This window comes from Flavobacterium limicola (assembly GCF_003634755.1).
Classification (GTDB): Bacteria; Bacteroidota; Bacteroidia; order Flavobacteriales; family Flavobacteriaceae; genus Flavobacterium; species Flavobacterium limicola.
The window spans coordinates 350,375-374,530 of sequence record NZ_RBXA01000002.1; the positions used below are offsets into that span (position 1 = coordinate 350,375).

The window sequence follows — 24,156 nt, forward strand, 5'->3', positions numbered from 1 at the left end:
AGCAAAGTTACCATTTTGATTTATTCTTTCGATACAACAGTTTAGAAGTTTATGTTAAAAGAAGTATTAAAAATTTATTCAATCGTCATGGATTTTAGTTTGGTTCTGTAAGCTTCAAGTGCAACAGATTTAGAAATAAATCCATAATATTTTCCGTCTTTAATAACGGGTAAGAATGCTTTTTTAGATTTCTCAAATTTATTCATGACCATTTCCATGCTGTCGTCCGGTGAAATTGTTTCAACAGGTTTCAGCATTATTTCCTTGACTAATGTATATTTAACGCGGTAATTATTGAATATTATTTCTCGGATATCATTAAAATGAACAATACCTAATAAATTTTGTTCCAAATCAACTACTCCAAATATCACTTGGTTAGAATGAGAAATTAAATCAACTAATCGTTCTAAATTCTCATTAGGAGTAACGGTTAGGAAATCAGTTTGTATAATGGTACTTGTCTCTAGTGTAGAAAGTACATTAGTGTCCTTGTTGCTGGTAAAGGCATGCCCTTTTTGCACTAGATTTTTCACATCCATAGAGTGTTTTTCAAAACGTTTTGAAATTGCAAAACTGATTGATGCTACGATCATAAGCGGAATCATCAAGTTATATCCTCCGGTAATTTCAGCAATTAAGAATATCGCAGTCAATGGAGCATGAAATAAACCGCTCAAAATACCTGCCATTCCCACCAAAGTAAAATTACTAACGGGTAATTTAGTAAGTCCTGTGAGATTTAAAAATTTGGAAAAAAAGAAACCAACATACGAACCCAAAAACAGCGAAGGAGCAAAATTTCCACCATTACCGCCACTTCCTAAGGTAATTCCTGTCGCAAAAACTTTTATCATCATCGTACAACCTACAAAAAGTAAAAGTGCCCAACTATTATCGCGAAAACTACTGAATAATGTATTTTCTAATAATTTTCCGGGATCGTTCTCAGATAAAGTTTTGATACTTTCATATCCTTCTCCAAAAAGTGTCGGAAAAATGAAAATAAGTATTGCTAAAATTGAAGCACCAAATAATGCTTTTTTATAAGGTGATAATTTAAGTCTTGCAAAAAAATGTTCTACTCTTTGGAAATTTCTAGAGTAGTATACAGAGATGAAACCGGTAAATAAACCTAAAAGAATATAATAAACAATGTTATGATAATCAAAGCTTTGTTGCTGTTTGAACGAAAGCAAAATTTCCTCATTTAATGCAATTACTGAAACTAAAGCTCCTGTAGCTGCCGCTATCATAATCGGTGTAAATGCAGCAATACTAACATCCACCAATAATACCTCAATAGCAAACAACACTCCGGCAATTGGTGCGTTAAAGGCAGCTGCAATTCCGGCTGCAACTCCACAACCTATAAGTAGAGTTCGGTCTTTATAACTTAATTTATATTTTTGTGCATAGTTTGAACCAAAAGCGGCTCCTGTAATTACAATCGGACTTTCTAAACCTGCAGAACCACCTAAACCAACCGTTAATGAGCTCGTTACAATTTGAGCGTACATTTGTTTTTTTGGAATAATGCTCGCTTTTTTTGCAACAGCATATAAAATTTGTGAAGTTCCTTTTTGAATGGTTCCTCCCAAAACTTTTTTAACTACTAAAACAGTCAGTAAAATACCAATTATAGGCAGGATACTATTAAGAAATCCCAATTTTAAAATTCCGCTGACATAAGTAGCAAAAGAAAATACCCAGTGCGCAAAAGTTTTCAGAACTATTACAGCAAATGCAGAGGAGATTCCAACCAAAACGGCAGATAAGAATATAAACTGTTTTGGAGTCAATATAGACTGTGCTACGGCAATTATTACTTCTAGTTTGGCTATTACTTTTTTGAACATGATACTTTTTAAGAGGGCTACAAAACTACTATTATTTTAATCCTAACACATATTTTTTAACGCTTCTTTTTTGCTTAATGGCTTTAAAGTATTGGTTTTTACAAATTCTTGAACATCTTCAGGATTTGATTTTGCATATTCCCGTAACGCCCAACCTATTGCTTTTTGAATAAAAAATTCTTTAGAATGCGAATGCTTTAAACATTCGGAAAATAATAAATCAGCGCTGGTTTTTTGTTTGTATCCCAATTGAAATAAAATTGCACTTCGGTTCAACCACATATTCGTTGAATTTGAAAATCGTATTATTACATTTTCTGTTTCCAATGGAAATTCTCTTAGATATTCGCCCAAAATGTACTTTGAAATGGTATCCACGCTGTCCCACCAAGAATTGTTGGTTATCAGTTTTTCAATTAGTTGAATGTCCTCCTTTTTATAATTCCCTTTGAGTTCTTTTATTAAAATTTCAATAGCGCAATACTGAAATTCCCGTTCTTGTTTTCTATATAATTCTAATGCAATTGCTCTGGCATTTGCTGTAACTTCTTGTTTGTTTTCTTTCCAAATTTCCTTAAAAATGCGTCTTCGTTCCTCGGTTTTTATTCCAAAAAAAGGAAAGTTGTTCTTCATGTATTTTGTCATGGCAAAAGCATTTTCAGGATTTTGATTTGCTTCAAAAACGTTTTCTAAGGCAAGTATAAAGTTCATAAATAGTAAATTTCAATGGCAAAATTCAATGGCAATGTCAAAAAACAAAATTTAAAAGTAAACATAAAATCTGCTTCTGAAATTTTCTTTTTTCTATTCTCTAAAATCTTATAAATTCTCTAAAATCCAACTGCTTTATCGTCTCCTCTAAAATCAGCACCACCTTCGAGTTTTTTATTTGGTAAAACCAAAATGGCATCCACTTTTCCTATTACGGGAGTCGTTTTCTCATTGATAAGATATCCTTTAGATTTCAAGGTTTCAAAAGTTTTAGTGTCGAAAGTATTAGGCTCAAAAGTGATTAAATCCGGCAACCATTGATGGTGAAAACGAGGTGCATTCACAGCTTCCTGCATACTCAACCGATACTCGTAAACATTTAATATCGTTTGCAATACCGATGTGATAATTGTAGAACCACCCGGAGAACCCACAACCATAAATAATTTTCCTTTTTTCTCCACAATTGTTGGCGTCATGGAACTCAACATTCTTTTTTGTGGCGCGATACTGTTAGCTTCATTTCCCACCAATCCAAACATATTGGGTTCACCTGGTTTGGCACTGAAATCATCCATTTCATTATTAAGGAAAAAGCCCAATTCATCACAATAATATTTTGAACCATACCCGTCGTTCAATGTTGTAGTTGATGAAACCGCATTACCAAATTGATCTACAATTGAATAATGGGTGGTCTCCGTACTTTCATTATACGTTACTTTTCCTTCTTTAATATCCGATGATAAGGTGGCTTTTTCAAAACTAAAATTCGACATCCTTTGTTTCAAATATTTATCTGCCATTAAAGCTTTTAAAGGAATTTTCACAAAATCCGGATCACCCAGATAATAACTTCTATCGGCATACGCTCTTCTTTCTGCTTCTACAATAACTTGAATGGCTTCGGTAGAATTATGACCCATTTTAGCCAAGTCATAAGGCGCAATCATTTTGAATATTTCAGCCAGACATATTCCGCCGCTGCTGGGTGGAGGCATTGAGATTATCTTTAAATCCTTGTAATCAAAAGTAAGCGGCATTCTCCATTTGGCTTCATATTTGGACAAATCTTCCAAAGTAATTATTGCTCCTTTTTCCTGAAGGTATTTGACTAATATTTTAGCTGTTTCTCCTTTGTAAAATTCATCTCTGCCATTTTTTGAAATTCTTTTTAAGGTAGTTGCCAGCGCAGGATATTGAATGACATCATTTTCTTTGAAAGCATTTGCAAATAATGTTTTATCGCCATTTACTTTTATGATTTTGTCTCGATACGCAGCTAATCTATCTTCTTGTTTTTTGGTAACAATAACTCCTTTTTCGGCTAATGCAATTACGGGTTTTAGAATTTCTTCAATTGGTAATGAACCCAATTTTTTATGAACTGCAAAAACGCCGGCAATTGTTCCGGGAACTCCAATGGCAAGAGGAGATTCGGTACTTTTTCCTTTAATGACATTTCCTTTTTCGTCCAGAAACATATCTTTAGTTGCAGCTAATGGCGCTTTTTCTCGATAATCCAAAGAACCAATTTCTCCGTTTGCTTTTCGATACACCATAAAACCGCCACCTCCCAGATTTCCTGCAAACGGATAGGCTACAGCCAAAGCCAATTCGGTAGCAACCATCGCATCAAAAGCATTTCCGCCTTTTTTCATGATTTCAACTCCAATTTTGGAAGCTTCTTCCCTTGCGGAAACCACCATCGCCTGACTTGCAACTTCCCCAGTGGGCTGAATCATATTTTTTTGGGTTTTACAACCAATTGACAAAACACTCAATAGAATAATAATTTTTTTCATTCGAAATAGTATAAATTTAAAAACCAACGGCTTTGTTATCGCCTCTTTTGTCAGCGCCACCTTCCAGTTTTCCATTTGGTAATATCAAAATCGCGTCTACTTCACCAATGATTTCTTTGTTTTTTTCATTAATGATATATCCTTTTTTCTTTAAACCATTCAATAATTCTTTATCGAAAGAATTGGGTTCAAAAGTAATTTCATCAGGCATCCATTGATGGTGAAAACGAGGTGCATTTACCGCTTCTTGCATACTCATATCAAATTCATACACATTCAATATCGTTTGCAACACCGATGTGATAATGGTGGAACCTCCCGGGGTTCCTACAACCATGAAAAGTTTGTTGTCTTTTTCTACAATCGTTGGCGTCATGGAACTCAACATTCTTTTTCCCGGCGCAATGCTGTTAGCTTCACTTCCAGTAAGTCCATATAAGTTGGGAACTCCAGGTTTGGCGCTGAAATCGTCCATTTGATTATTTAAAAAGAAACCCAACTCGTCGCAATATATTTTGGAACCATAATTATCATTCAAAGTAGTCGTTGCCGAAACTGAATTTCCTTTTGAATCCACAATAGAATAATGCGTGGTTTGGTTGCTTTCGTATCCTTTAATTTTTCCATGTGCAATATCCGAAGATTTAGAAGCTTGATCGAATGAAAAATCATTCATCCTTTTTTCTAAATAAGATGGACTTAGCAATTCTTTTACTGGAAGTTTTACAAAGTCAGGATCGCCTAAAAAGTAATTCCTGTCGGCATACGCTCGTCGTTCTGCTTCTGTAATTACTTGAATTGTTTTTACGCTGTTGTGTCCCATTTGCGAAAGGTTGAAAGGCTCAATCATTTTCATGATTTGATTAAGACAAATTCCGCCACTGCTTGGAGGAGACATCGAAGTGATTTTTAAATTTTTATATTGAAAAGTAATTGGAGTTCGCCATTTTGCATTATAACTGTTTAAATCTTCAATTGTAGTATTTCCCCCTTTTTTAGCCAGAAAAGAAACTAACTTTTGGGCAGTTTCTCCTTTGTAAAACTCATCCCGACCGTTTTGGGCAATTCGTTTTAATGTTGCTGCTAGTGCAGTATATTTTATGGTATCATTTTCTTTATATGCTTTGGAAAACAAACTATTCTTACCATTACTTTTTTTAAAGGAAGCTCTATAATAAGCCAAACTTTCAGCTTGAAATTTAGTGACAATAACACCTCTTTCGGCCAAAGCAATTACAGGTTCCAGAATTTCACTTATGGGTAAAGAACCATATTTTTTGTGGACTTCAAATATTCCGGCAATCGTACCCGGAATTCCCGATGCCAAAGCAGTTGCAGTGCTTTTTCCTTCAATTACATTTCCTTTTTCGTCAAGAAACATGTCTTTTGAGGCTGCTAAAGGTGCTTTTTCTCTATAATCGATAGCACCCGTTTCGCCATTGGCTTTTCTGAAAACCATGAAACCACCACCGCCAATATTTCCCGCCTGTGGATGTGAAACCGCCAAAGCCAATTCTGTGGCAACCATCGCATCAAAAGCGTTTCCGCCTTTTTTCATGATTTCCATTCCAATTTGCGAAGCTTCTTCACGAGCAGAAACGACCATAGCTTTTGAAGTCACTAAACCAGTAGGTTCTACCGTTTTTTCATTCGATTTACAACCCAAAACAGCTAAGGCAAGTAGGAAAATTATTTTTTTCATAAAATGGTTATTTTAGTATTTGAATGTGCGATTAATTCCTCGAAAAACTCTCTGAAATGAGCTTCGAATTCCGAGTAATATTCAGTTAGTTCCTGAGTGGCAAAACGCATTTTAGATTCGTTTTTGGTGCGTTGGTCCATTTGAGTTAAAATCCGATGGATTCCTTCAATCGTTTGATAACTCACCAGCCAATTGTGTTCAATCATATAAGGCATCATTCCCTTAGTTCTCTCCGAAAGAATACTGTGATTGTCGTGCAAAGATTGGTAAAAGCGTTCTACAAATTCTTCTAACTTTTCATCAGAATATGTATTCCAGTTTTTAGCTAAAAAATGATCGTAAAAAACATCCACAATTACACCTGCATAATGATGGTATTTCTCATGTAGTTTTTTGGTGCTTTGCCTGAAAATGGGATGTGCATCAGTAAAAGTGTCAATGGCACGATGCAGAATAATTCCTTTCTGAATTTCTAAAGGATAACTTTCAAAATGCTTCCCCCGAATTCCATCGGCCATAAAATTGCCAATTTTGATTAAATCATTGTCACCGGAAAGATAGATGTGTGCTAGAAAATTCATTCGCCTAATTTAGGAATTTAAATGATGAATTTTGAATTCTTATTGACTTTTATAAACCGTCAATTATTATATTTGTGAGCAATTTAAAATTTATAATTCAAAAATTAAAATAATAATCAATGACATTAATAAAATCAATATCGGGAATTCGTGGAACAATAGGAGGTAAAGTAGGTGATAATCTGACGCCTGTTGATGCCGTTAAATTTGCTTCGGCTTATGGAACTTGGTTGAAAAAATATATTGGTAAAGAAAAAATTACTGTTGTTGTAGGTCGTGATGCTCGTATTTCAGGACCAATGATTCACAATTTAGTGGTAAATACTTTAATTGGTTTAGGAATTGACGTGATTGATTTGGGGCTTTCGACAACACCAACTGTTGAAGTGGCTGTTCCTTTAGAAAAAGCCGAAGGCGGAATTATCCTTACCGCTTCTCACAATCCAAAACAATGGAATGCCTTGAAATTATTGAACGAAAAAGGAGAATTCCTGAATGGAGAAGAAGGACTAAAAATTCTTGAAATTGCTGAAGCGGAAGCTTTCGATTTCTCGGATGTGGATGATTTAGGTGAAATTATGATTAACGATGCTTATATGGACATTCATATTGACGAGGTTTTGAATTTGCCTTTGGTAGATGTTGATGCCGTTAAAGCTGCTAAATTTAAAGTGGTTGTGGATGGTGTAAATTCTTCGGGTGGAATTATTATCCCAAGATTATTGGAATTAATGGGCGTTGAAGTAGTAGAATTATATTGTGAACCTAATGGTCATTTTCCTCATAATCCAGAACCATTGAAAGAACATTTGACTGATATATCCGAATTGGTTGTCAAAGAAAAAGCGGATTTAGGAATTGTTGTGGATCCTGATGTGGATCGTTTGGCTTTCATTTGCGAAGACGGTGAAATGTTTGGTGAAGAATATACTTTGGTGGCTTGCGCCGATTATGTATTGAGTAAAACACCAGGAAATACGGTATCGAATATGTCGTCTTCTCGTGCGTTGCGTGATGTGACAAATGCTCATAACGGAAGCTATGAGGCTAGTGCCGTAGGCGAGGTGAATGTAGTCGAGTTGATGAAAAAGAATAACGCTGTAATAGGTGGTGAAGGAAACGGCGGAATCATTTATCCTGAGCTGCATTACGGTCGTGATAGTTTGGTGGGTGTGGCGCTGTTTTTAACGCATTTGGCCAACAAAAAAATGACAGTTTCTGCTTTGCGTGCTTCTTATCCTGAATATTATATGAGCAAAAACAAAATCGAATTGACACCACAAATTGATGTCGATGCTATTCTTGTTGCGATGACGGAAAAATATAAAAACGAAGACATTACCACAATTGACGGTGTGAAAATTGACTTTGCTGAAAATTGGGTTCACTTGAGAAAATCGAATACGGAGCCAATTATTCGTATTTATACGGAAGCGGCTTCACAAGAAAAAGCAGATGCTTTGGCGCTTAGAATCATTGACGAAATAAAAGCAGTGGCTGGAATATAATCACGCATTTTTATATAAAAAGAACCCTTTCAGAATAGCATTTGAAAGGGTTTTTTCGTTTGAGATATGATGGTCTGCCTTTTGGATTAAAATTATTGAAGACAATAATTTTAATCCAAAAGGCGTTAGTTTTCGTAAATGAATAAAAACATATAATTTATGTTATATTAAGATAGTATCAATACTCCTAATTTAAAAAAACTTTGAAAAAAATATTTACATTACTCGCAATTGTTTTGTTCCTCTCAGTAGCATCCTGTTCAAAAGAAGATGATCCCTTAAATAATCCAGTTGCAATAAATCCTAATACGAATAAACAACAAACAGGAAGTTCTTCCAACGATTTATTGTCTGATAAAAAGTTCAAGAGCATGGTTATTGAAGTAGTCTATGTAGCCGGTTTTGAACCAAGTACTACAGCTATTAATAATTTTGTAAACTTTCTTACAGCAAGAACATACAAGCCAAACGGAATTCGTATTATAAAACGTTCTATAGCATCTCCGGGGAATTCACCTTATACTAATGAGGAGATTACAAGTATTGAAGATGTAAACAGAACTAAATACAATAATACTGATGAAATAGCGGTTTGGGCATTTTTTGCAGATGGAAAATCTTCAAAAGACACTGATACGTCAGTTATTCTGGGAACGGCTTATAGAAATACTTCTTTTGTTATTTTCCAGCAAACCATTCAAGGTCTTAGTGACAGCCCATTTGAACCCAACAGAAGTTTATTAGAAACCACCGTAATCACTCATGAGTTCGGGCACATATTAGGATTGACTAATCTTGGCACGGCTTTGCAAAGCAATCACGAAGACGCAGAACATCCAAAACATTGTATTGAAAAAACGTGTTTAATGTATTGGTCATCTGAAATTGGAGGAGGAATTGGGAATATGGTTTCAGGTGGTTCAGCTCCACAATTAGATGCGCAATGTATTGCAGATCTTCGTGCCAATGGAGGGAAATAAAAGTAATATTATAATTGATTTGTTTTTTAAAAAGAATGCTCAAGAATATTTCTTGGGCATTTTCTATATTTTTCCAAAGAGGATTAACCTATTTTCAGAAAGAGACTTTGTAAATTATTCCAGCGGTAAATCCCCGAGTTAGTCCATCAGGGCGAACCTCTCGAACTACAAATGGTGTGGCCAGAGATAATTCGATGCTGTTTTTAACATTAATTGCATACGCGCCAATTATGTTTCCGTTTATGGTCAAACCATCAGAGTTTTTTATCGTTTCTCTTTGTCCAAAAGCATTCTCAAAACTATCTTCTCCTAAGTGATAAATAAATAAAACATTGGGTTTAAAAGTGAATTTTTTATTAGCGGTTTGAAACGTATATGTGGTTCGAAACAAAGCATCTGATTTTCTTTCCAATAAATTAGTGGAAGGAAAATCATCTGTATTAGAAAATTCCTTGAAATACGAATTTTTATTGTTATTGAAAACAGGAATTTGAACGGCCGTATTAAAATCCCATTTTTTATAATTAAGATTAAGGCCTGCAATGAAATCAAAAGTTCCCAAACTAGATTGATAGTCTAAAGGAAGTGAAAACTCATTTATTTTAAGATTTGAACTCGTAAAAGGGATTTTGAAACCCACAAGTGAGCTCCATTGTGTATTCGTTTTTGGTTTCCAATTGTAATTTCCTATCAAATAAGCATCACCAAAAGCGCCTCGTTCACCAAAACTGCCCCTTGCAACAGAATACGTAATTTTAGAACTTAGTGACAATTGTTCGTTTATAGTTCTGGTGTAGGTGATGTAAGGAGAAATATAAGTGACATCTGCTTCGCCTGTACCAAAAATACTACCTATTTCAATGCCGTTTTTTAATTCTTTATCTGTCGTTTGAAAACTGTTTCCAATAGAACAAATTCCAGCATCGCTACATCCTTGTGAAAAGGAATTAGAAAACATTCCAAGAGCGATTATTAGCAGTAGTTTTTTCATAAATTAGATTTTAATTTTGAGACAATTGCGCTACTGCAAAAAGATGGCTATACTGTTGACAGTGAATAAGCACATATTTATAGCTAGAAACATTTACTTGTGTTGGAATTGAATACACTGTAGAAGATGTTAAATTGCCCAGATTTACAAAGTTTGTAGGTGTAGCATTTTTTGATAGGTATACTTTTAAGTCGGGACCACTGGAAATACTAAAGTTTTCTAAACGCACTTCATTCTGATTTCCATTCAAATAAATTTTAGCCGAACCGCTAACTTTAATTCCTGAGGTTGGCATGAAATTACCGGTAGCAATAGGAGGAGTATTTTCAGTAATTGGAGAGCTTAACTCAATATCACGGGTCAAATCGCCTTCAACTTCACATGAAAGTATTAACAATATAATAGATAGTGCAAAAACAATTTTTTTCATGGTGACAATGTTTTTTGATTTGTTAATCAAATATAAAACGAATCAAAATCACACTTTGTCAGCTACTTTACATTTGAGAGATGTTTACAAATTTTTTTAAAATCAGTATTAACAAAATTTGAAAAATACTATTTAGTAAAAATCAATATCTTTGGACTCAAATTAGACGTACAATGATTACCAAAGAAGCGCCAACACAATTAGAGCAATACTTTCAACAGTTTCGCGATAACATAATCGGAATAGATCAAGAGTTTGAATCTCCTTATGGACAAAAACAAATTATTTATACGGATTGGACGGCGAGTGGTCGTTTGTATCGTCCTATTGAAGAAAAATTAATGAATCAATTTGGTCCTTTTGTGGCCAATACGCACACAGAAACCACTGTTTCAGGAACTGCCATGACTAAAGCGTATCATCAGGCTCGTCACATTATTAAACATCATGTAAATGCAAGTACTGATGATGTTTTGATTACTGATGGAACAGGAATGACGGGTGTTGTCAATAAATTTCAACGAATCTTAGGTTTAAAAGTACCCGAAAATTTAAAAAATTTCATCACTATTCCAGCCGAAAAGAAACCAATTGTTTTTATTTCGCACATGGAACACCATTCCAATCAAACATCATGGTTGGAGACAATTGCTGATGTTGAAGTTATTCCTTCAACGGAAGATGGATTGTTCAGCATAGAAAATCTGGAACTTTTATTAGAAAAATATAAAGAACGACCTTTTAAAATAGCTTCTATTACTTCATGTTCGAATGTTACGGGAATCAGAACGCCATATCATGAAGTGGCAAAAATAATGCATCAACATAACGGACTCTGTTTCGTTGATTTTGCTTGTTCAGGTCCTTACGTGAAAATTGATATGCATCCTGAAGATACTGAAAGTTATTTGGATGCTATTTTCTTTTCGCCACATAAATTCCTTGGCGGACCAGGAACTTGTGGCATTTTAGTATTTAATAAAAAATTATACCAAAATTTAGTTCCGGATAATCCTGGTGGAGGAACCGTAAGTTGGACAAATCCTTGGGGAGAACACAAATACATCGATAATATTGAAGATAGGGAAGATGGTGGTACTCCTGGTTTTCTTCAGGTCATAAAAACCGCATTGGCTATTCAGTTGAAAGAGCAAATGGGGATTGAAAATATCTTAAAAAGAGAGCACGAAATAGTAGATTATATTTTCTCGGAATTAGGGAATGTTTCCAATATTAAAATTCTTGCAGGACAGCATCATGATAGGCTAGGGGTCATTTCTTTCTTTGTGGAAGATTTACATTTTAACTTGGGTGTGAAATTACTGAATGATAAATTCGGAATTCAAACTCGTGGCGGTTGCAGTTGCGCGGGAACCTACGGACACTTTTTATTACATGTAGATCAGGAAACCTCTCATAAATTAATTGACGAGATTACGCTTGGAGATTTAATCAAAAAACCGGGCTGGATTAGAATGTCTATTCATCCTACAACTACAAATGCTGAAATTGAATTTGTTTGTAACGGAATAAAAGCATTGGCTGAAAACAATAAAACTTGGGCTTTAGATTACGCATATAATCCTTCTACAAATGAGTTCGTAAATAAGAACGCGCAACCTTTAGAGGATGAATTGGTTAAAAACTGGTTTTCTTTATAACAGAATTTAACTTTTAAAAATAAAAAAAATCACTAATTCAAAAGCGTATGTTTTTGAATTAGTGATTTTTTTAACTGAAAACAGCGACTGAACACTATCGCCTGTGTTTCCATCTTTTGTGCGTCCAGAAATAATATTCTGGAGCTTCCAGAATTTGTTTTTCGACTTCCTTAATGTACGCATCTGTAATACCAAAATTAGGAATCGAGTTTGGATTGTCACTAATTGGGATTATTGTAAGTTCATAATATCCTCTTTTTACCTTTTTGACTTTTGCAAAAACAACAGTCATGTCATATTTTTTGGCCAGCATTTCAGGTCCTGTGTGTACTGGAACTTCAATACCCATAAAACTTTTCCAATGAAATATTCGGTCTGCTTTTGGGGATTGATCACTGGCTAAGCCATACACACAATGAATACCTTTTTTTTGATTATCGGAAATCAAAGGAATTGTTTTACTGGTTGGTACTAATTCCGTGTTGTATTTAGAGCGAATGTCTCTTACGAGCTTATCAAAATATTTATTCGCTAATTTTTTATAAACCGCTACTCCTCGAAAAGATATTTTTTGATTCAATGTAATCAACCATTCCCAACTTGCATAATGAGAGGCAATAAGCATAATGCTTTTTCCTTTTTTTTCATATTCTTGAATGACTTCCAGATTTGTTATTGTAAATCTTTTGTTCATTTCTTCTGATGAAATTGTCATTGTTTTAATCATTTCCATAAACATATCACACAAATGATGATATGATTTTTTTTCGATGATGAGTCGTTCTTCATCCGTAAAATGCGGTAATGCCAAAGCTAAATTTTCCCTAACGGTTTTTTTGCGATAGCCAATGATATAATAAACAATTAAATAGATGAAATCAGAGAACCAATAGAAAACCCTAAATGGAAGAATGGAAATAATCCATAAAAACGGAAAGGTTAAGATAAAAACAAGAAATTGCATGCTGTTATTTTTCTTGCAAATATAAGTCAAAAATGTAGAAAGATATAAATTTTGGTAGCTTACTGCATCCGTATTTGAGAATGACTATCTTTACAATTCACAATAAATATACTTTATGAATACCGTTTTAATAGCAATAATTGTAGTAAATGTTTTAATTAGTTACAAAGGGTTTAATGACCTTTCTTTTTTTAGAAAATACGAATTCCATATTGGAAGTATTCGCTCAGGAGAACAAATTAGAATGTTATCATCTGGTTTTCTTCATGCTGACATGGCCCATTTGATTTTTAATATGTTGACACTTTGGTTTTTTGCTCCAGTAGTTATTAGTTACTTAGGTGATTTTTCCTTTATACTTGTCTATTTTGGAAGTTTAATTTTTGGAAGTTTATTGACGATGGTTTTTCATAAAAATGATTATGGTTATAGGGCAGTAGGAGCCTCTGGAGCAGTAACGGGCGTTTTATATTCAGCAATATTGTTACAGCCGGACATGATGTTGGGCATCTTTTTTATTATTCCAATGCCTGCTTACATTTTTGGAATCCTTTACTTATTGTATTCTATTTACGGAATGAAGGCTAAGAATGATAATATTGGTCATACTGCTCATTTTGGAGGTGCTGTAGGAGGTTATTTGATTACTTTACTAAAAGAACCTACTTTGTTAGTAGATCATACTTTGATGGTGATATTATTGGCTATTCCAATAATCATTCTTTTCGTGATGGAAAAAATGGGAAAACTATAATGGCATAACTTTTGAAAAGGAATTAGTACAAACAATTAAATTATATAAAAATGAAAAAAGCACTATTGATTCTGACTATTCTATTTGTTTCTATGTCTTATGGACAGGAAGTGAAGCAAATTCCTCAAATAAATGTTAACGGAGAAGGTAAAGTAAAGGTTATTCCTGATCAAGTTACTATAGCAGTAACTGTTGAGACAAAAGGGAATAATGCTAAAGATGTAAAAAAACAAAATGATGAAAAGATTGATGCTGTTTTAAAGTTTATTAAAAAAATGAACTTGGCACCGGCAGATTATAAAACGCAACGTGTTTCATTGAATCCACAATACGATTATGAAAAAAAGAAACACAGCTATAATGCTACTCAAACCATAGAAATTCTATTGAGGGATTTATCAAAATATGATGAACTGATGGAAGGATTGGTAAATGAAGGAATTAATAGAATTGACAATGTTACTTTTCAATCTTCAAAATTAGCGCAATATCAATCTGAGGCTAGAAAATTAGCGATGAAAGAGGCAAAACTGAAAGCCGAAGACTATGTTTCCGTTTTGGGACAAAAAGTAGGACGCGGTATGACAATATCTGATAATTCACAAACGTATTATCCGCAACCAATGTATGCTGCTATGAAAACAATGGAAAGGAGTGATGCTGATACAACAAGAGAAACACTTGCAGTAGGAGAAATCAACATTACTGCTAATGTAACAGTAAGTTTTATTTTAGAATAAATAAACTAAAAATTGTATTCAAAAAAATTCCATCTTAGATAAAATAAGATGGAATTTTTTTTTGAATTACCTAAATACAAAATGATGAAAATATCAATTAGTGTGAATAAAAAAAACTCTTCAATTGCTTGAAGAGTTTTAGTGGGGAGAGCAGGATTCGAACCTGCGAAGTTTACACAGCAGATTTACAGTCTGCCCTCGTTGGCCGCTTGAGTATCTCCCCAAGTCTCAATAAGCATTGCCTATCTTGCTAACCGGGTGCAAATATAGGAACAGTTTTGAAGTTTCCAAACTATATTTGCACTTAATTTCACTATTATTTTTAAAGTATTGGTATTGAATAAAATAAAAAAATCTCCACTATGGAGATTTTTTTTATTTCTATCAAAGAAGATCTTTATTTTGCCAAAAGCTCTAAAATTTTGGCTCTAAGTTCAGCTCCTCTTAAATCTTGTGCTACTACATTTCCTGATGCATCAAGAATAAAAGTGGCAGGGATAGATTGAACTTTATATTGAGTTGCTATTGGTTCATCCCAAAATTTTAAATTTGAAACATGATTCCAAGTTAGTTTATCTTTTGCAATAGCATCTTTCCAGGCTTTCGCATCTTTATCTAAAGATACACCAACAATGTTAAGACCTTTACTGTGTAACTCTTTGTAAAGCGCCACAACATTCGGGTTCTCTTGACGACATGGACCACACCATGATGCCCAGAAATCAACAATTGTAACCTTTCCTAAATTTTCTTTAAGAGAAATTATTTTCCCTTGAGGATTAGGACCTGAAAAATCTGATCTTCATTTAGCGTCACCAGCTGGAGCTGATGCAGCAGGAGCAGCTCCAACAGAAGCTGGTGCTTTCATTTCAGCTAGTTTAGTTTTGATTGCTAAACCTGGTTTTGTTTTTTTCAATGATTCCTCTAAGCTATTATATAACTTTTCAGATTTTGCAACATCGGCACTTTGGTCATTTAACATACCTTGAATAATCAAAGCTGAGATGAATGATTTTGGATGTGTTTCAGCATAAGAAATATATTTAGCTTTTGAAGCTACACCAACTTCCTCTTGTATCTTAGAAAATTCTTGCATCAACTTGTTGATAACAACAGTGTCTTTTGTTTGTTGCGCAGCATTCATTGCTTGCATGTTACTATTTTGGAAATCCATTAGTTTCTTTTGAACTTTAGTGATTTCGTCATTGAATTTTACGTATTCGTCATTATTGTAAGTCCCTGAAACTTTAGATTTTTGTATGCTATCTTTGTTGATGACAACTTCAATATCTCCATTTTCTAAGATAAGAGGCACTTTACCTTGAACACCTTCAACTTGTAATGTATGAAAAGAAGGCTCAGTAGTTTTTCCTTCAATTTCAAATTTACCATTTTCAACTTTTACAGTATCAACAGCGATTAGACCCATTCCATTTGCATCTTGAGTCTCAAGAATGATGGTTTTACCATTTTCAATTCCAGTTGCGATTCCAGAAATAGTGTATTTATCTTTAGTACATGATACCAATACAACAGCTGCCGAAAGTAAAAAAAATATTTTTTTCATTATTAATTAGTTAATTGAGTTAAGTGTGCAAAAGTATTTAAAAAATATAAAATACAAATAAAATTGCAACCTAAATTTTTGTTATAATTTTAGTATTATTTGTGTATAATATGTGTTGTATTGGAAATTATTTCAATAAATGAGCAGTAGGAAGTGTTATTGTGTAAATTTTATGGATGCTTAGAAAGTTCTTTTTTGAAATTAGATTCAATTTGAAAATATAATTGAATCCAAAATAATAAATTCTTATTTTTTCAAGGATGTATAAATAAAAAAAAGGGGTGAAGGTTATCTACAAAGTTTTATTTAGTCAACTTACTAAATGAAATTTCTTGATAGTCTAATAAGTTATTTAAAGAGATTACTTGTCTTGCATTAAAAAATTGTATTTGACAATAGCGGATTCAGCATGCTCCAGTTCATTTGCAGTTATCTTTATGTCTAAATTTATTGTTCTTAATTCTTTGTGTAAAATGGAGCAAATAGGATTAGACTGCAAGTTAAAATCGATTTGAGCTCTTTGTTTTTCAAGAATGTCAAGAGTTTCCTTTGCTTTCTTATATTGAGATTGATACAGAACACTTAGGTCTTTCATAGCATATAATTTATGCTAAAATACTAAAAATAAGTAATATTATAATACTGTTTTATTCCATTTATTGCATTTGATCATTACGTATAAATACCTATTATAAATGATTAGAAATAAAAAAGCACTCTTAAAAAAGAGTGCTCAAATATGTTTGATGCTTAAATAAAAACTAGTCTTGATTGATTGTTTTTCTCCAAGTAAATGAATTCAAGATATGTCTTTTTGCAAATCTTCCAGGAGAATCAGCATTTACCATTTTTACATAAGTCGCTTTAGGAACACTAATGTATTCATAAACACTTCCATTTGAAAAATTGATAATCAATCTACCTTCAACAAACTTGTAATCAGAAATTGTAGATGTTGAGATTGTCTCAGTGTATTCTGGTAAGTTTGCTTTTATAGTTTCAGGATTGATGCTTACCAAGAAATGGTACGCTTCAATAATTTTTTTACTATTCTCTTCTGCAGCTTTCAATCCATCTTCATCACCTGAAAATTTATCAGGATGTGATTCTTTCATCGCATTTCGATAAATTGTTTTCAAATCTTTAAGCTCTGCAGTTTTGTCTACATTTAGCAGTTTGCGGTATTCAACTATTTTTTTCATAAATAAGGTAACTACTTGTCTTCTAATATAAAATCAATGTAATTTGATTTTAAAATCGACAAATTTTTTGCAAAGGTACACTTTTTTTTATTTTTTTTGTTTAAGACATAAAAATATTCAAAAAAAAGTATTCAATGTTTAACTATTTAAAGATAAAATAGCCTTTGAGCGTTTTATTGTTGGGGTTTATTGTTCGCTTTATCAAAGTTTTTCGATTTTTTCGGATATTTATTATAGCTGATATCGCTAGGATTTTCTATTATTGATTTTATCGTAATCCAATCACCAACCGCATATTTTGTAGCCATTTTATAATCCAAAAGATATTCACCACAAAAATAATTATTGTTATCATCTTTTTCCATTATTCCAGTGTAAACTCCTTTTTGTAACATTTGTTCTTGTGAAGACTTTGTCATAATCAATTTAGTTTTATGTAATTCTATTTTGCAAAGTTAATCAATTATTGAATCTTTTGCTATGTTTTGAGCTTTCTGATTACTTTTGTACTATGGAAAAAATATTTAGACCAAATCCAAATTCATTTAAAAATACTTTCTGTGTTTTTCATGAAGTTTCTATTGATTCAATATCTGGATTGAAAATTCAATTTGACAGTAAATCGGGAAGTAAATATTATTATACTAAACTAGGAATGTATCGATTTTCCAATCATTGGGGCCGATTGGCTAACAGCAAATGGCGTTTAGAACCTTTAGAATCCGCAACTGATTCTAAAATTAAATTGGGCTTTGCTTCTTGGGATGCTTTTTATCCTGATAATGCTTTGGAAGAACTGTATTATTTAGAGGCAGATTACAAAAAGAAAATAGTTAATTATCAGCATAAAAATAATCCAAATTATGATAAGAAAGCGATATTGAGAACCAGTTTTGAAACTACTAAACGAATCAAACAGGCTAGAAATTTATTTAACTTAACTTCATGGGCAAAGTATTTTGACTACGAAGATTTAGATGTTTTGAGACAAAAAATTATTGATCAATTAATCTTTACCAATAAACCTTTGGAAGATATCAAAAAAGTTTTTTTTAAATATTAATGATTTTTTAGTTGAGATATTTAATCATTAGAAGCTATTAATACTAAATCATTTATAGTAACTGGCTTTGATAAATAACCTAAAATGTCAGCATAGGTTTTTGATCTGTTTTTATCCTCAATTGAAATAGACGAACTCACAATATATACGGTTATTTGTTTATTAAACTTTGATTTCATCAATGCCAATTCTTCCATAAATTCCCATCCGTCCATTATTGGCATATTGATATCCAATAAAATTATATCCGGAAGAGCGGTTTCGTTTTCTAATGTCTCCTGTAAAGCGTCTATTGCTATTCTTCCGTTTTTAAAAGAAAAAACTGCTGAAAACATTTCGGATCTTTGAATAATTTTATTAACAATAATTTGATAAATGGCATCATCGTCTATAACCCAGATTATTTTTTTTGTCATTGAATATAGATTTTAAAAGTAGTTCCAACGTTAGGCTCGCTTTCCACAGTTATATTTCCTCCCATGGCGTCAATTTGATTTTTTGTGATAAACAATCCAATTCCCTTTGAATCTAAATTGTTAGAGAATGTTTTGTACATTCCAAAAATTTTATCTGCATTTCTGACAAGATCAATCCCAATCCCATTATCCGAAATTTGAAGAACTTTCATGTCATTCTCTATTAAAAATTTAATTGTTATAATGGCTTTACGCGACGGATGTTTGTAACGAATGGAATTAGAGATAATATTATAAAGAACACTCTCCAGATAGGCCGGATTATAATTAATCATTGTGTCTTTTGGTATTTCTGTTAAAATAATCACTTCATGGGATGCGATTTGCTCAGAAAGTACATTTTTTACCGTGATGATATATTGCTCTAAGTTTAGTAGTTCCGATACTAAACCTATATTTGTTCTTATATTGATAACTTCATTTAAATGAAGCATCGTCTCGTTGAGTGAACATGAAACTGTTTTTAATAACTCAATTAGCTGTTCTTTTTCTTCTTCAGTTTCAGAGGATTCAATCAAAGCCACAATAGAAGCAATATTACTGGTGTGTGATCTTAAGTTATGAGAAACTATATAGGAAAAATTTAGTAGTCTTTTATTTTGTTCCTTTACTAAATTAAAGGAATCATTCAAATCTTTTTCTGCTTCTTTAGTTTTGGTGACATCAATCATAATGCCTCTTAAACTTACCGCTTTACCATTTTCAATGACAATATTTACAATGTCTCTAAGCCAAACAATCGAACCGTTTTTTGCAACCATTCTATATTCAAAATCATGGTCTAGATTGTCATTTGTTTTGATCATGCAATAATTTCGCACCCATTCTCTATCTTCTGAATAAATATGATCCTGCCAAAAAGTTGGATTTTCCAACCATTCTTCAGGAGTATATCCCAATATGTTTTCTACTTTTTGACTAATAAAATTGAAAGTAAAACTAGAAGAATCACATTCCCAAACAATCCCGTCAATAGTATTGATAAGCGATTCAACTCTTTTTTGCGAATTGAGAATTATTTTTTCAGAGTATTTCCGATCTGTAATGTCTTCAGTGGAAATAATGATTCGTCCTAATGATTTTTCATAGCCACGAATGACATTCCATCTTAAATTTACATCTCGGTATTCTCCTTGACTGTTTTTTATTTTAGTATCAATAATCAATTGCTTTTGACCTTGTGTTACGGCAATCAGTTGTTTAGTGAAATCTGGAATAGAATCTTTGTCAATGATTTGCGAAAGTCCTAAAATTAATTCCTTTTTTGTTTTAACTTTATGAAGGTCTAGACACATTGCATTTAAATCAATAATTCTTACTAAGGAAATGCATTTTTCTACAACATCAGGGTGTGTTTTGAAATAAATAGCAACAGTCTCCGGACTTTCATAAATTAGATTTAATTCTTGCAAATAATTTTTTACTTCAGAGAAATCCTCTTCCCACAAAGGAATAGGTGAGTCCTCGAATAAGCTTTTGAAACGAATTTCACTTTTTTTAATTAACTTTTCACTTTCTTTTTTTAGAGAAATGTCTTCCACAATTGAGATATGAGTAGAAACTTTTTTATTTTTTTTGAATAGTGGTGATACGGTAAGATTTGCCCAAACAATAGCACCTGATTTTGTAAAATACCGCTTCTCCATAGAATAGTCTTTGATTTTTCCATTTCGAAGTTTTTCTAAGTTCATTAAATCTTCTTCTAATTCTTCCGGGTGGGTTACGGATTGAAAATTTCTCTCCTTCATCTCTTGTTGAGAGTATCCTAATAATTGGCAATATTGATTATTGATTTCAATAAAATCGCCTGTAAACGAGTCTATGTGCGCTATTCCTACTGCTGCTTGATCAAAAATAGCTTGAAATTTTATTTCAGAATTCAATAGTTTAGTCGCTTGAGTAGTTACTAACGATTGTAATTCCCGCGGTATTTTTAAAAGCGTATATATTAAAATGCCAAAAAGTGCAGCAAGAATGATTCCTATAATTCCAGGAATAAAAATTTGAGAATAAAGATAATTCTTATTTTTTGATATTAAATAGATTTTCCAATCACCATCTGGTATATCCGTACTAATGTAATAATTTTTTGAAAAATCACTTTTGTTGGTCAGGTAGAAAATCTCTTTTTGCTCCTCTATATTATATTTTGAAAATTGGAAGTAATACTTTGAATCATCTACGTTTTTAATTCCCGAAGCTTTTAAAAAATTTTCTAATTTGATGATAACCGCTGAAAAACCCCAAAATTTATTATTTTGAAAAACTGGAAATCTACCTACAATTCCTAATCCGCCTTGTTTTAATTCAAAAGGTCCTGCAAAATACATCTTTTTTTTAGCAATTGATTTTAAGGCTTCTTTTTTAAGATTGGGTGTAGTTAAAATATTTAAATTTAGGGCCGCTTCATTTCCGTTTAATGGATAAATATATTTTATTATTCCATTTGGTACTAATTGAACAGCATTAATATTGTGATTTGATTCCATTAATTTCTCGCTTACGTAATCAAAATTTTCAGGAATGCCTTTGTCGTTAATAGTTAACGCTAAAGTTAAAGTGGTTGTGTAGCAGTTTTTAAGCGCTTGTTCGATATTTTGATGAACAACATTAAGTATGTTATTCATTTCGCGTTGTTCATCTTCTTTTATTAATTTGTATTGCTGCGAAACTATAAAGCATGCTACATAACTTAAGAATAGAAATGTTATAAAGCCTGTTGTTTTTGGTCTCTTTAAGAACCATCTAATGAATTTAGGGTATTTTTTATCAGACTTCATTTACATATAAGGTACGTTCTCTAGAAATTCATTATTCAAAAAATAAATATATAAAAAAATTAAATATATAAAAAAATTATATACATATAAACATACTATTTTAAGATTATAGTTATATTCTAAATTTTTTAAATTCTCATTTTTGAATTAATAGTGATTATTGTAAAGAAAGTATCTCTAGAAACAAGAAATTTTAGATACGATTTGAAGAAATAAAGTTTACAATTAAAGAGAGTAGTGTGAAAAATAATAAATTATCAAATTAAAAATAATTTTAATTTCAATAATTAAAGCGAACTTTGCAGTAATTATTGAATCATATAACGGATTTGATTATTTAAAAGTAAAAAGTATGAGCAGAAATAACGAAAGAAATATTAAAAAACACAATGATAAGTTGCACAAAGCACAGGATAAAGTCAAACAAGCCGTGCTTTTGCGAAAGGAAAAACTAAAACAAATCACTAAAAAATTCAATGAAGATAAGGCTTCAGAAGAATAAAATATAAACTCATATCATGGAAAAAAATAGATTTGACGAAGTAAAAAGTGGTGTTCAGGAAATAATTGATTTTATTGCACAGAAAAATGCCAAAGAAGCTAAAAATAAATTAGCTGAAGTTAGCGAGGAATTGGATGAATTACTTGATTTTGCTGAGGAAGATGAAGATTTAATGGAAATAAGCCGCTATCAAGTATTATTGAATCAGCTGCATCAACGAATAGTAGGACTTAATGGTCAGGTAACAGAATCTCTTTAAACGATTATTATCAAAAAATAATGACAAATAAGTGTTATTGCGGTTCCCATAAAATTTTTCAGGATTGTTGTGAACCAATTATAAAAGGCATTCAGAAAGCGCCGACGGCTGAATCCTTAATGCGTTCCCGATATTCGGCTTATGCAACTCATCAAGCCGATTATTTGTTGAAAACCACACATATTTCAGAACGGAAATACTATTCGAAATCCGACATTCTAAATTGGGCAACTTCAAATCAATGGCTTCAATTAGAGATTATAAATGCTACAGAAAATACGGTGGAATTCAAAGCTTATTTTTTGGACAGCAAACTTCAAAAACAAATTCATCATGAACTTTCGACTTTCAAACTCGAAAATGGAAGTTGGTTCTATGTAGATGGACAATTTTTTAATTAGCTTTACAGTATCCTTTTCACAGTATTGTTTTAACTAAAAATTAATAAACGTTTGTACAGAGTACATTTTTTATTAATGTAATTTTATTGTCTATGAAAAATGACAATAAAAAAGGATTTTATTTCAAGCAATACGAAGCCCCATTTCAATCTCCGTTTGATAAACTCTTTGGTATTTTCAAAGAGTTAATTACGCACACTTCAGGAGATTTTGATGAAGCAATCGATTGGTTGCGAGAATTAGATAAAGAATATAAACTCACCGATGAACACTACACAATCGATGATTTTATAGAAGATTTAAAGAAAAAAGGCTACATCCGCGACGAACTCAAAGAAGATGGAACTTCGGGAATTGGAATTACTGCTAAGACGGAGCGCGCAATTCGACAGCAAGCTTTAGATAACATTTTTGGTAATCTAAAACGTTCCGGAAGCGGGAATCACAAAACTAAACATTCCGGAAACGGTGACGAACATACCGGTGAATTTCGGGAGTTTCATTTTGGTGACGGACTCGAACGAATTTCTCTGACAGAAAGTTTGCGCAATGCCCAAATTAACAATGGAGTAGCGGATTTTATGTTGACCGAAAATGATTTGGTTGTCGAAGAAACACAGTATAAATCTCAGATGAGTACCGTTTTGATGATTGACATCAGCCACAGTATGATTTTGTATGGTGAAGACAGAATTACACCCGCCAAAAAAGTAGCAATGGCTCTTGCCGAGTTGATTACGACCCGTTATCCAAAGGATACGTTAGATATTTTAGTTTTTGGTAATGATGCTTGGACGATAGCAATTCGGGATTTACCGTATTTAAAAGTGGGGCCTTATCACACGAATACGGTTGCAGGTTTACAATTAGCCATGGATATTTTGCGTCGTAAACGGAATACCAACAAGCAAATTTTCATGATTACCGATGGGAAACCGAGCTGTGTTCGCGAAAAAGACGGTTCCTATTACATGAACAGTAACGGGCTCGACGAATACATCGTTGATAAATGCTACAATCAGGCGCAACAAGCCCGAAAATTGCACATTCCAATCACTACTTTTATGATTGCAAATGATCCGTATCTGCAAAAATTCGTAAATAAATTCACGGAATCAAATCAGGGTAAAGCATTTTATACCGGATTAAAAGGACTGGGCGAAATGATTTTTGAGGATTATGAAACTAATCGAAAAAAGAGAATTAAATAAGTGGTCAGT

At 32.6% G+C, this 24,156-nt stretch carries 24 protein-coding genes, 1 tRNA gene and 1 pseudogene; 10 read left to right on the forward strand and 16 right to left on the reverse strand.

The annotated features are described in order from the left end of the window. Positions 1 to 74: 74 nt before the first annotated feature. The 5 genes from BC952_RS08920 to BC952_RS08940 form a co-directional block, all read right to left on the reverse strand. Positions 75 to 1,859: a chloride channel protein gene (locus tag BC952_RS08920; RefSeq protein WP_121365254.1), complete on the reverse strand. Its 1,785-nt coding sequence runs from the start codon at positions 1,857 to 1,859 to the stop codon at positions 75 to 77. 42 nt (positions 1,860 to 1,901) lie between these two features. Continuing rightward, positions 1,902 to 2,570: a DNA alkylation repair protein gene (locus tag BC952_RS08925; RefSeq protein ID WP_121365255.1), complete on the reverse strand. Its 669-nt coding sequence runs from the start codon at positions 2,568 to 2,570 to the stop codon at positions 1,902 to 1,904. A 119-nt stretch (positions 2,571 to 2,689) separates the two neighbouring features. Further along, positions 2,690 to 4,375, reverse strand: a complete 1,686-nt coding sequence (gene ggt / locus BC952_RS08930; RefSeq protein ID WP_121365256.1) for a gamma-glutamyltransferase — start codon at positions 4,373 to 4,375, stop codon at positions 2,690 to 2,692. A gap of 16 nt (positions 4,376 to 4,391) precedes the next feature. Next, a complete protein-coding gene (gene ggt / locus BC952_RS08935) occupies positions 4,392 to 6,077 on the reverse strand; it encodes a gamma-glutamyltransferase (RefSeq protein ID WP_121365257.1) in 1,686 nt (561 codons plus the stop codon). Then, positions 6,074 to 6,658 carry an acyl carrier protein phosphodiesterase gene (locus BC952_RS08940; protein ID WP_121365258.1) on the reverse strand — a complete coding sequence of 195 codons (585 nt, stop codon included), beginning with the start codon at positions 6,656 to 6,658 and terminating at the stop codon, positions 6,074 to 6,076. The genes ggt (BC952_RS08935) and BC952_RS08940 overlap by 4 nt, the downstream gene beginning before the upstream one ends. Before the next feature lie 119 nt (positions 6,659 to 6,777). On the opposite strand from BC952_RS08940, the gene glmM reads away from it, so the two are divergent. Together glmM and BC952_RS08950 are read left to right on the forward strand one after the other, a co-directional pair. Continuing rightward, positions 6,778 to 8,166 carry a phosphoglucosamine mutase gene (gene glmM / locus BC952_RS08945; RefSeq protein ID WP_121365259.1) on the forward strand — a complete coding sequence of 463 codons (1,389 nt, stop codon included), beginning with the start codon at positions 6,778 to 6,780 and terminating at the stop codon, positions 8,164 to 8,166. Positions 8,167 to 8,369: 203 nt separating this feature from the next. Then, positions 8,370 to 9,146: a membrane metalloprotease gene (locus BC952_RS08950; protein WP_121365260.1), complete on the forward strand. Its 777-nt coding sequence runs from the start codon at positions 8,370 to 8,372 to the stop codon at positions 9,144 to 9,146. A gap of 94 nt (positions 9,147 to 9,240) precedes the next feature. On the opposite strand, the gene BC952_RS08955 is transcribed toward BC952_RS08950, so the two are convergent. Next, positions 9,241 to 10,137: a hypothetical protein gene (locus BC952_RS08955; RefSeq protein WP_121365261.1), complete on the reverse strand. Its 897-nt coding sequence runs from the start codon at positions 10,135 to 10,137 to the stop codon at positions 9,241 to 9,243. Positions 10,138 to 10,147: 10 nt separating this feature from the next. Next, positions 10,148 to 10,567 carry a DM13 domain-containing protein gene (locus BC952_RS08960; RefSeq protein WP_121365262.1) on the reverse strand — a complete coding sequence of 140 codons (420 nt, stop codon included), beginning with the start codon at positions 10,565 to 10,567 and terminating at the stop codon, positions 10,148 to 10,150. A 173-nt stretch (positions 10,568 to 10,740) separates the two neighbouring features. Between BC952_RS08960 and BC952_RS08965 the strand changes: the two genes are divergently transcribed. Continuing rightward, positions 10,741 to 12,228: an aminotransferase class V-fold PLP-dependent enzyme gene (locus BC952_RS08965; RefSeq protein ID WP_121365263.1), complete on the forward strand. Its 1,488-nt coding sequence runs from the start codon at positions 10,741 to 10,743 to the stop codon at positions 12,226 to 12,228. Between the two features lie 94 nt (positions 12,229 to 12,322). Here BC952_RS08965 and BC952_RS08970 read toward each other — a convergent pair whose 3' ends face one another. After that, positions 12,323 to 13,192 carry a lysophospholipid acyltransferase family protein gene (locus BC952_RS08970; protein ID WP_121365264.1) on the reverse strand — a complete coding sequence of 290 codons (870 nt, stop codon included), beginning with the start codon at positions 13,190 to 13,192 and terminating at the stop codon, positions 12,323 to 12,325. A 115-nt stretch (positions 13,193 to 13,307) separates the two neighbouring features. On the opposite strand from BC952_RS08970, the gene BC952_RS08975 reads away from it, so the two are divergent. Beyond that, positions 13,308 to 13,946: a rhomboid family intramembrane serine protease gene (locus BC952_RS08975; RefSeq protein ID WP_121365265.1), complete on the forward strand. Its 639-nt coding sequence runs from the start codon at positions 13,308 to 13,310 to the stop codon at positions 13,944 to 13,946. Positions 13,947 to 13,996: 50 nt separating this feature from the next. After that, positions 13,997 to 14,686 (forward strand): SIMPL domain-containing protein, encoded by a 690-nt coding sequence (locus tag BC952_RS08980; protein WP_121365266.1) that lies wholly within the window; start codon positions 13,997 to 13,999, stop codon positions 14,684 to 14,686. Positions 14,687 to 14,828: 142 nt separating this feature from the next. Here BC952_RS08980 and BC952_RS08985 read toward each other — a convergent pair. From BC952_RS08985 to BC952_RS09010, 6 genes and pseudogenes are all read right to left on the reverse strand, one after another. Further along, a tRNA-Tyr gene (locus BC952_RS08985) sits at positions 14,829 to 14,909 on the reverse strand. 174 nt (positions 14,910 to 15,083) lie between these two features. Then, positions 15,084 to 15,470, reverse strand: a pseudogene (locus BC952_RS08990) (TlpA family protein disulfide reductase); the annotation flags it as partial. 18 nt (positions 15,471 to 15,488) lie between these two features. Beyond that, complete coding sequence (locus BC952_RS08995; protein WP_121365268.1) at positions 15,489 to 16,253, reverse strand: DUF4369 domain-containing protein; 765 nt, start codon at positions 16,251 to 16,253, stop codon at positions 15,489 to 15,491. A 361-nt stretch (positions 16,254 to 16,614) separates the two neighbouring features. Next, entirely contained in the window at positions 16,615 to 16,848 is a 234-nt protein-coding gene (locus tag BC952_RS09000) for a hypothetical protein (protein WP_121365269.1), read from the reverse strand. A 166-nt stretch (positions 16,849 to 17,014) separates the two neighbouring features. Further along, on the reverse strand, positions 17,015 to 17,455 hold the full coding sequence (locus BC952_RS09005) for a KTSC domain-containing protein (protein WP_121365270.1): 441 nt from the start codon (positions 17,453 to 17,455) through the stop codon (positions 17,015 to 17,017). Positions 17,456 to 17,628: 173 nt separating this feature from the next. Further along, positions 17,629 to 17,874 (reverse strand): hypothetical protein, encoded by a 246-nt coding sequence (locus tag BC952_RS09010; RefSeq protein WP_121365271.1) that lies wholly within the window; start codon positions 17,872 to 17,874, stop codon positions 17,629 to 17,631. Positions 17,875 to 17,966: 92 nt separating this feature from the next. On the opposite strand from BC952_RS09010, the gene BC952_RS09015 reads away from it, so the two are divergent. Further along, entirely contained in the window at positions 17,967 to 18,518 is a 552-nt protein-coding gene (locus BC952_RS09015; RefSeq protein WP_121365272.1) for a hypothetical protein, read from the forward strand. 20 nt (positions 18,519 to 18,538) lie between these two features. Here BC952_RS09015 and BC952_RS09020 read toward each other — a convergent pair whose 3' ends face one another. Next, positions 18,539 to 18,934 carry a response regulator gene (locus tag BC952_RS09020; protein ID WP_121365273.1) on the reverse strand — a complete coding sequence of 132 codons (396 nt, stop codon included), beginning with the start codon at positions 18,932 to 18,934 and terminating at the stop codon, positions 18,539 to 18,541. Continuing rightward, entirely contained in the window at positions 18,931 to 21,621 is a 2,691-nt protein-coding gene (locus BC952_RS09025) for a PAS domain S-box protein (protein ID WP_167445740.1), read from the reverse strand. Before BC952_RS09025 ends, BC952_RS09020 begins: the two co-directional genes overlap by 4 nt. A 505-nt stretch (positions 21,622 to 22,126) precedes the next feature. Between BC952_RS09025 and BC952_RS14870 the strand changes: the two genes are divergently transcribed. From BC952_RS14870 to BC952_RS09040, 4 genes are all read left to right on the forward strand, one after another. Beyond that, the gene (locus BC952_RS14870; RefSeq protein ID WP_167445743.1) at positions 22,127 to 22,276 is read left to right on the forward strand and encodes a hypothetical protein; all 150 of its coding nucleotides are present in this window, start codon (positions 22,127 to 22,129) and stop codon (positions 22,274 to 22,276) included. 16 nt (positions 22,277 to 22,292) lie between these two features. Further along, positions 22,293 to 22,535 carry a hypothetical protein gene (locus BC952_RS09030; protein ID WP_121365275.1) on the forward strand — a complete coding sequence of 81 codons (243 nt, stop codon included), beginning with the start codon at positions 22,293 to 22,295 and terminating at the stop codon, positions 22,533 to 22,535. A gap of 20 nt (positions 22,536 to 22,555) precedes the next feature. Then, positions 22,556 to 22,936 (forward strand): YchJ family protein, encoded by a 381-nt coding sequence (locus tag BC952_RS09035; RefSeq protein WP_121365276.1) that lies wholly within the window; start codon positions 22,556 to 22,558, stop codon positions 22,934 to 22,936. A gap of 92 nt (positions 22,937 to 23,028) precedes the next feature. Beyond that, positions 23,029 to 24,147, forward strand: coding sequence for a vWA domain-containing protein (locus BC952_RS09040; RefSeq protein WP_113637414.1), 1,119 nt, complete (start codon positions 23,029 to 23,031; stop codon positions 24,145 to 24,147). Positions 24,148 to 24,156: the final 9 nt, after the last annotated feature.

Bases quoted from the DNA above. Each gene is read 5' to 3' on its own strand.
- BC952_RS08920 (WP_121365254.1), bottom strand. From the start codon at position 1,859: ATGTTCAAAAAAGTAATAGCCAAACTAGAAGTAATAATTGCCGTAGCA.
- BC952_RS08925 (WP_121365255.1), bottom strand. From the start codon at position 2,570: ATGAACTTTATACTTGCCTTAGAAAACGTTTTTGAAGCAAATCAAAAT.
- ggt (WP_121365256.1), bottom strand. From the start codon at position 4,375: ATGAAAAAAATTATTATTCTATTGAGTGTTTTGTCAATTGGTTGTAAA.
- ggt (WP_121365257.1), bottom strand. From the start codon at position 6,077: ATGAAAAAAATAATTTTCCTACTTGCCTTAGCTGTTTTGGGTTGTAAA.
- BC952_RS08940 (WP_121365258.1), bottom strand. From the start codon at position 6,658: ATGAATTTTCTAGCACACATCTATCTTTCCGGTGACAATGATTTAATC.
- glmM (WP_121365259.1), top strand. From the start codon at position 6,778: ATGACATTAATAAAATCAATATCGGGAATTCGTGGAACAATAGGAGGT.
- BC952_RS08955 (WP_121365261.1), bottom strand. From the start codon at position 10,137: ATGAAAAAACTACTGCTAATAATCGCTCTTGGAATGTTTTCTAATTCC.
- BC952_RS08960 (WP_121365262.1), bottom strand. From the start codon at position 10,567: ATGAAAAAAATTGTTTTTGCACTATCTATTATATTGTTAATACTTTCA.
- BC952_RS08965 (WP_121365263.1), top strand. From the start codon at position 10,741: ATGATTACCAAAGAAGCGCCAACACAATTAGAGCAATACTTTCAACAG.
- BC952_RS08970 (WP_121365264.1), bottom strand. From the start codon at position 13,192: ATGCAATTTCTTGTTTTTATCTTAACCTTTCCGTTTTTATGGATTATT.
- BC952_RS08975 (WP_121365265.1), top strand. From the start codon at position 13,308: ATGAATACCGTTTTAATAGCAATAATTGTAGTAAATGTTTTAATTAGT.
- BC952_RS08980 (WP_121365266.1), top strand. From the start codon at position 13,997: ATGAAAAAAGCACTATTGATTCTGACTATTCTATTTGTTTCTATGTCT.
- BC952_RS08995 (WP_121365268.1), bottom strand. From the start codon at position 16,253: ATGAAAAAAATATTTTTTTTACTTTCGGCAGCTGTTGTATTGGTATCA.
- BC952_RS09000 (WP_121365269.1), bottom strand. From the start codon at position 16,848: ATGAAAGACCTAAGTGTTCTGTATCAATCTCAATATAAGAAAGCAAAG.
- BC952_RS09005 (WP_121365270.1), bottom strand. From the start codon at position 17,455: ATGAAAAAAATAGTTGAATACCGCAAACTGCTAAATGTAGACAAAACT.
- BC952_RS09010 (WP_121365271.1), bottom strand. From the start codon at position 17,874: ATGACAAAGTCTTCACAAGAACAAATGTTACAAAAAGGAGTTTACACT.
- BC952_RS09015 (WP_121365272.1), top strand. From the start codon at position 17,967: ATGGAAAAAATATTTAGACCAAATCCAAATTCATTTAAAAATACTTTC.
- BC952_RS09020 (WP_121365273.1), bottom strand. From the start codon at position 18,934: ATGACAAAAAAAATAATCTGGGTTATAGACGATGATGCCATTTATCAA.
- BC952_RS09025 (WP_167445740.1), bottom strand. From the start codon at position 21,621: ATGAATAACATACTTAATGTTGTTCATCAAAATATCGAACAAGCGCTT.
- BC952_RS14870 (WP_167445743.1), top strand. From the start codon at position 22,127: ATGAGCAGAAATAACGAAAGAAATATTAAAAAACACAATGATAAGTTG.
- BC952_RS09030 (WP_121365275.1), top strand. From the start codon at position 22,293: ATGGAAAAAAATAGATTTGACGAAGTAAAAAGTGGTGTTCAGGAAATA.
- BC952_RS09035 (WP_121365276.1), top strand. From the start codon at position 22,556: ATGACAAATAAGTGTTATTGCGGTTCCCATAAAATTTTTCAGGATTGT.
- BC952_RS09040 (WP_113637414.1), top strand. From the start codon at position 23,029: ATGAAAAATGACAATAAAAAAGGATTTTATTTCAAGCAATACGAAGCC.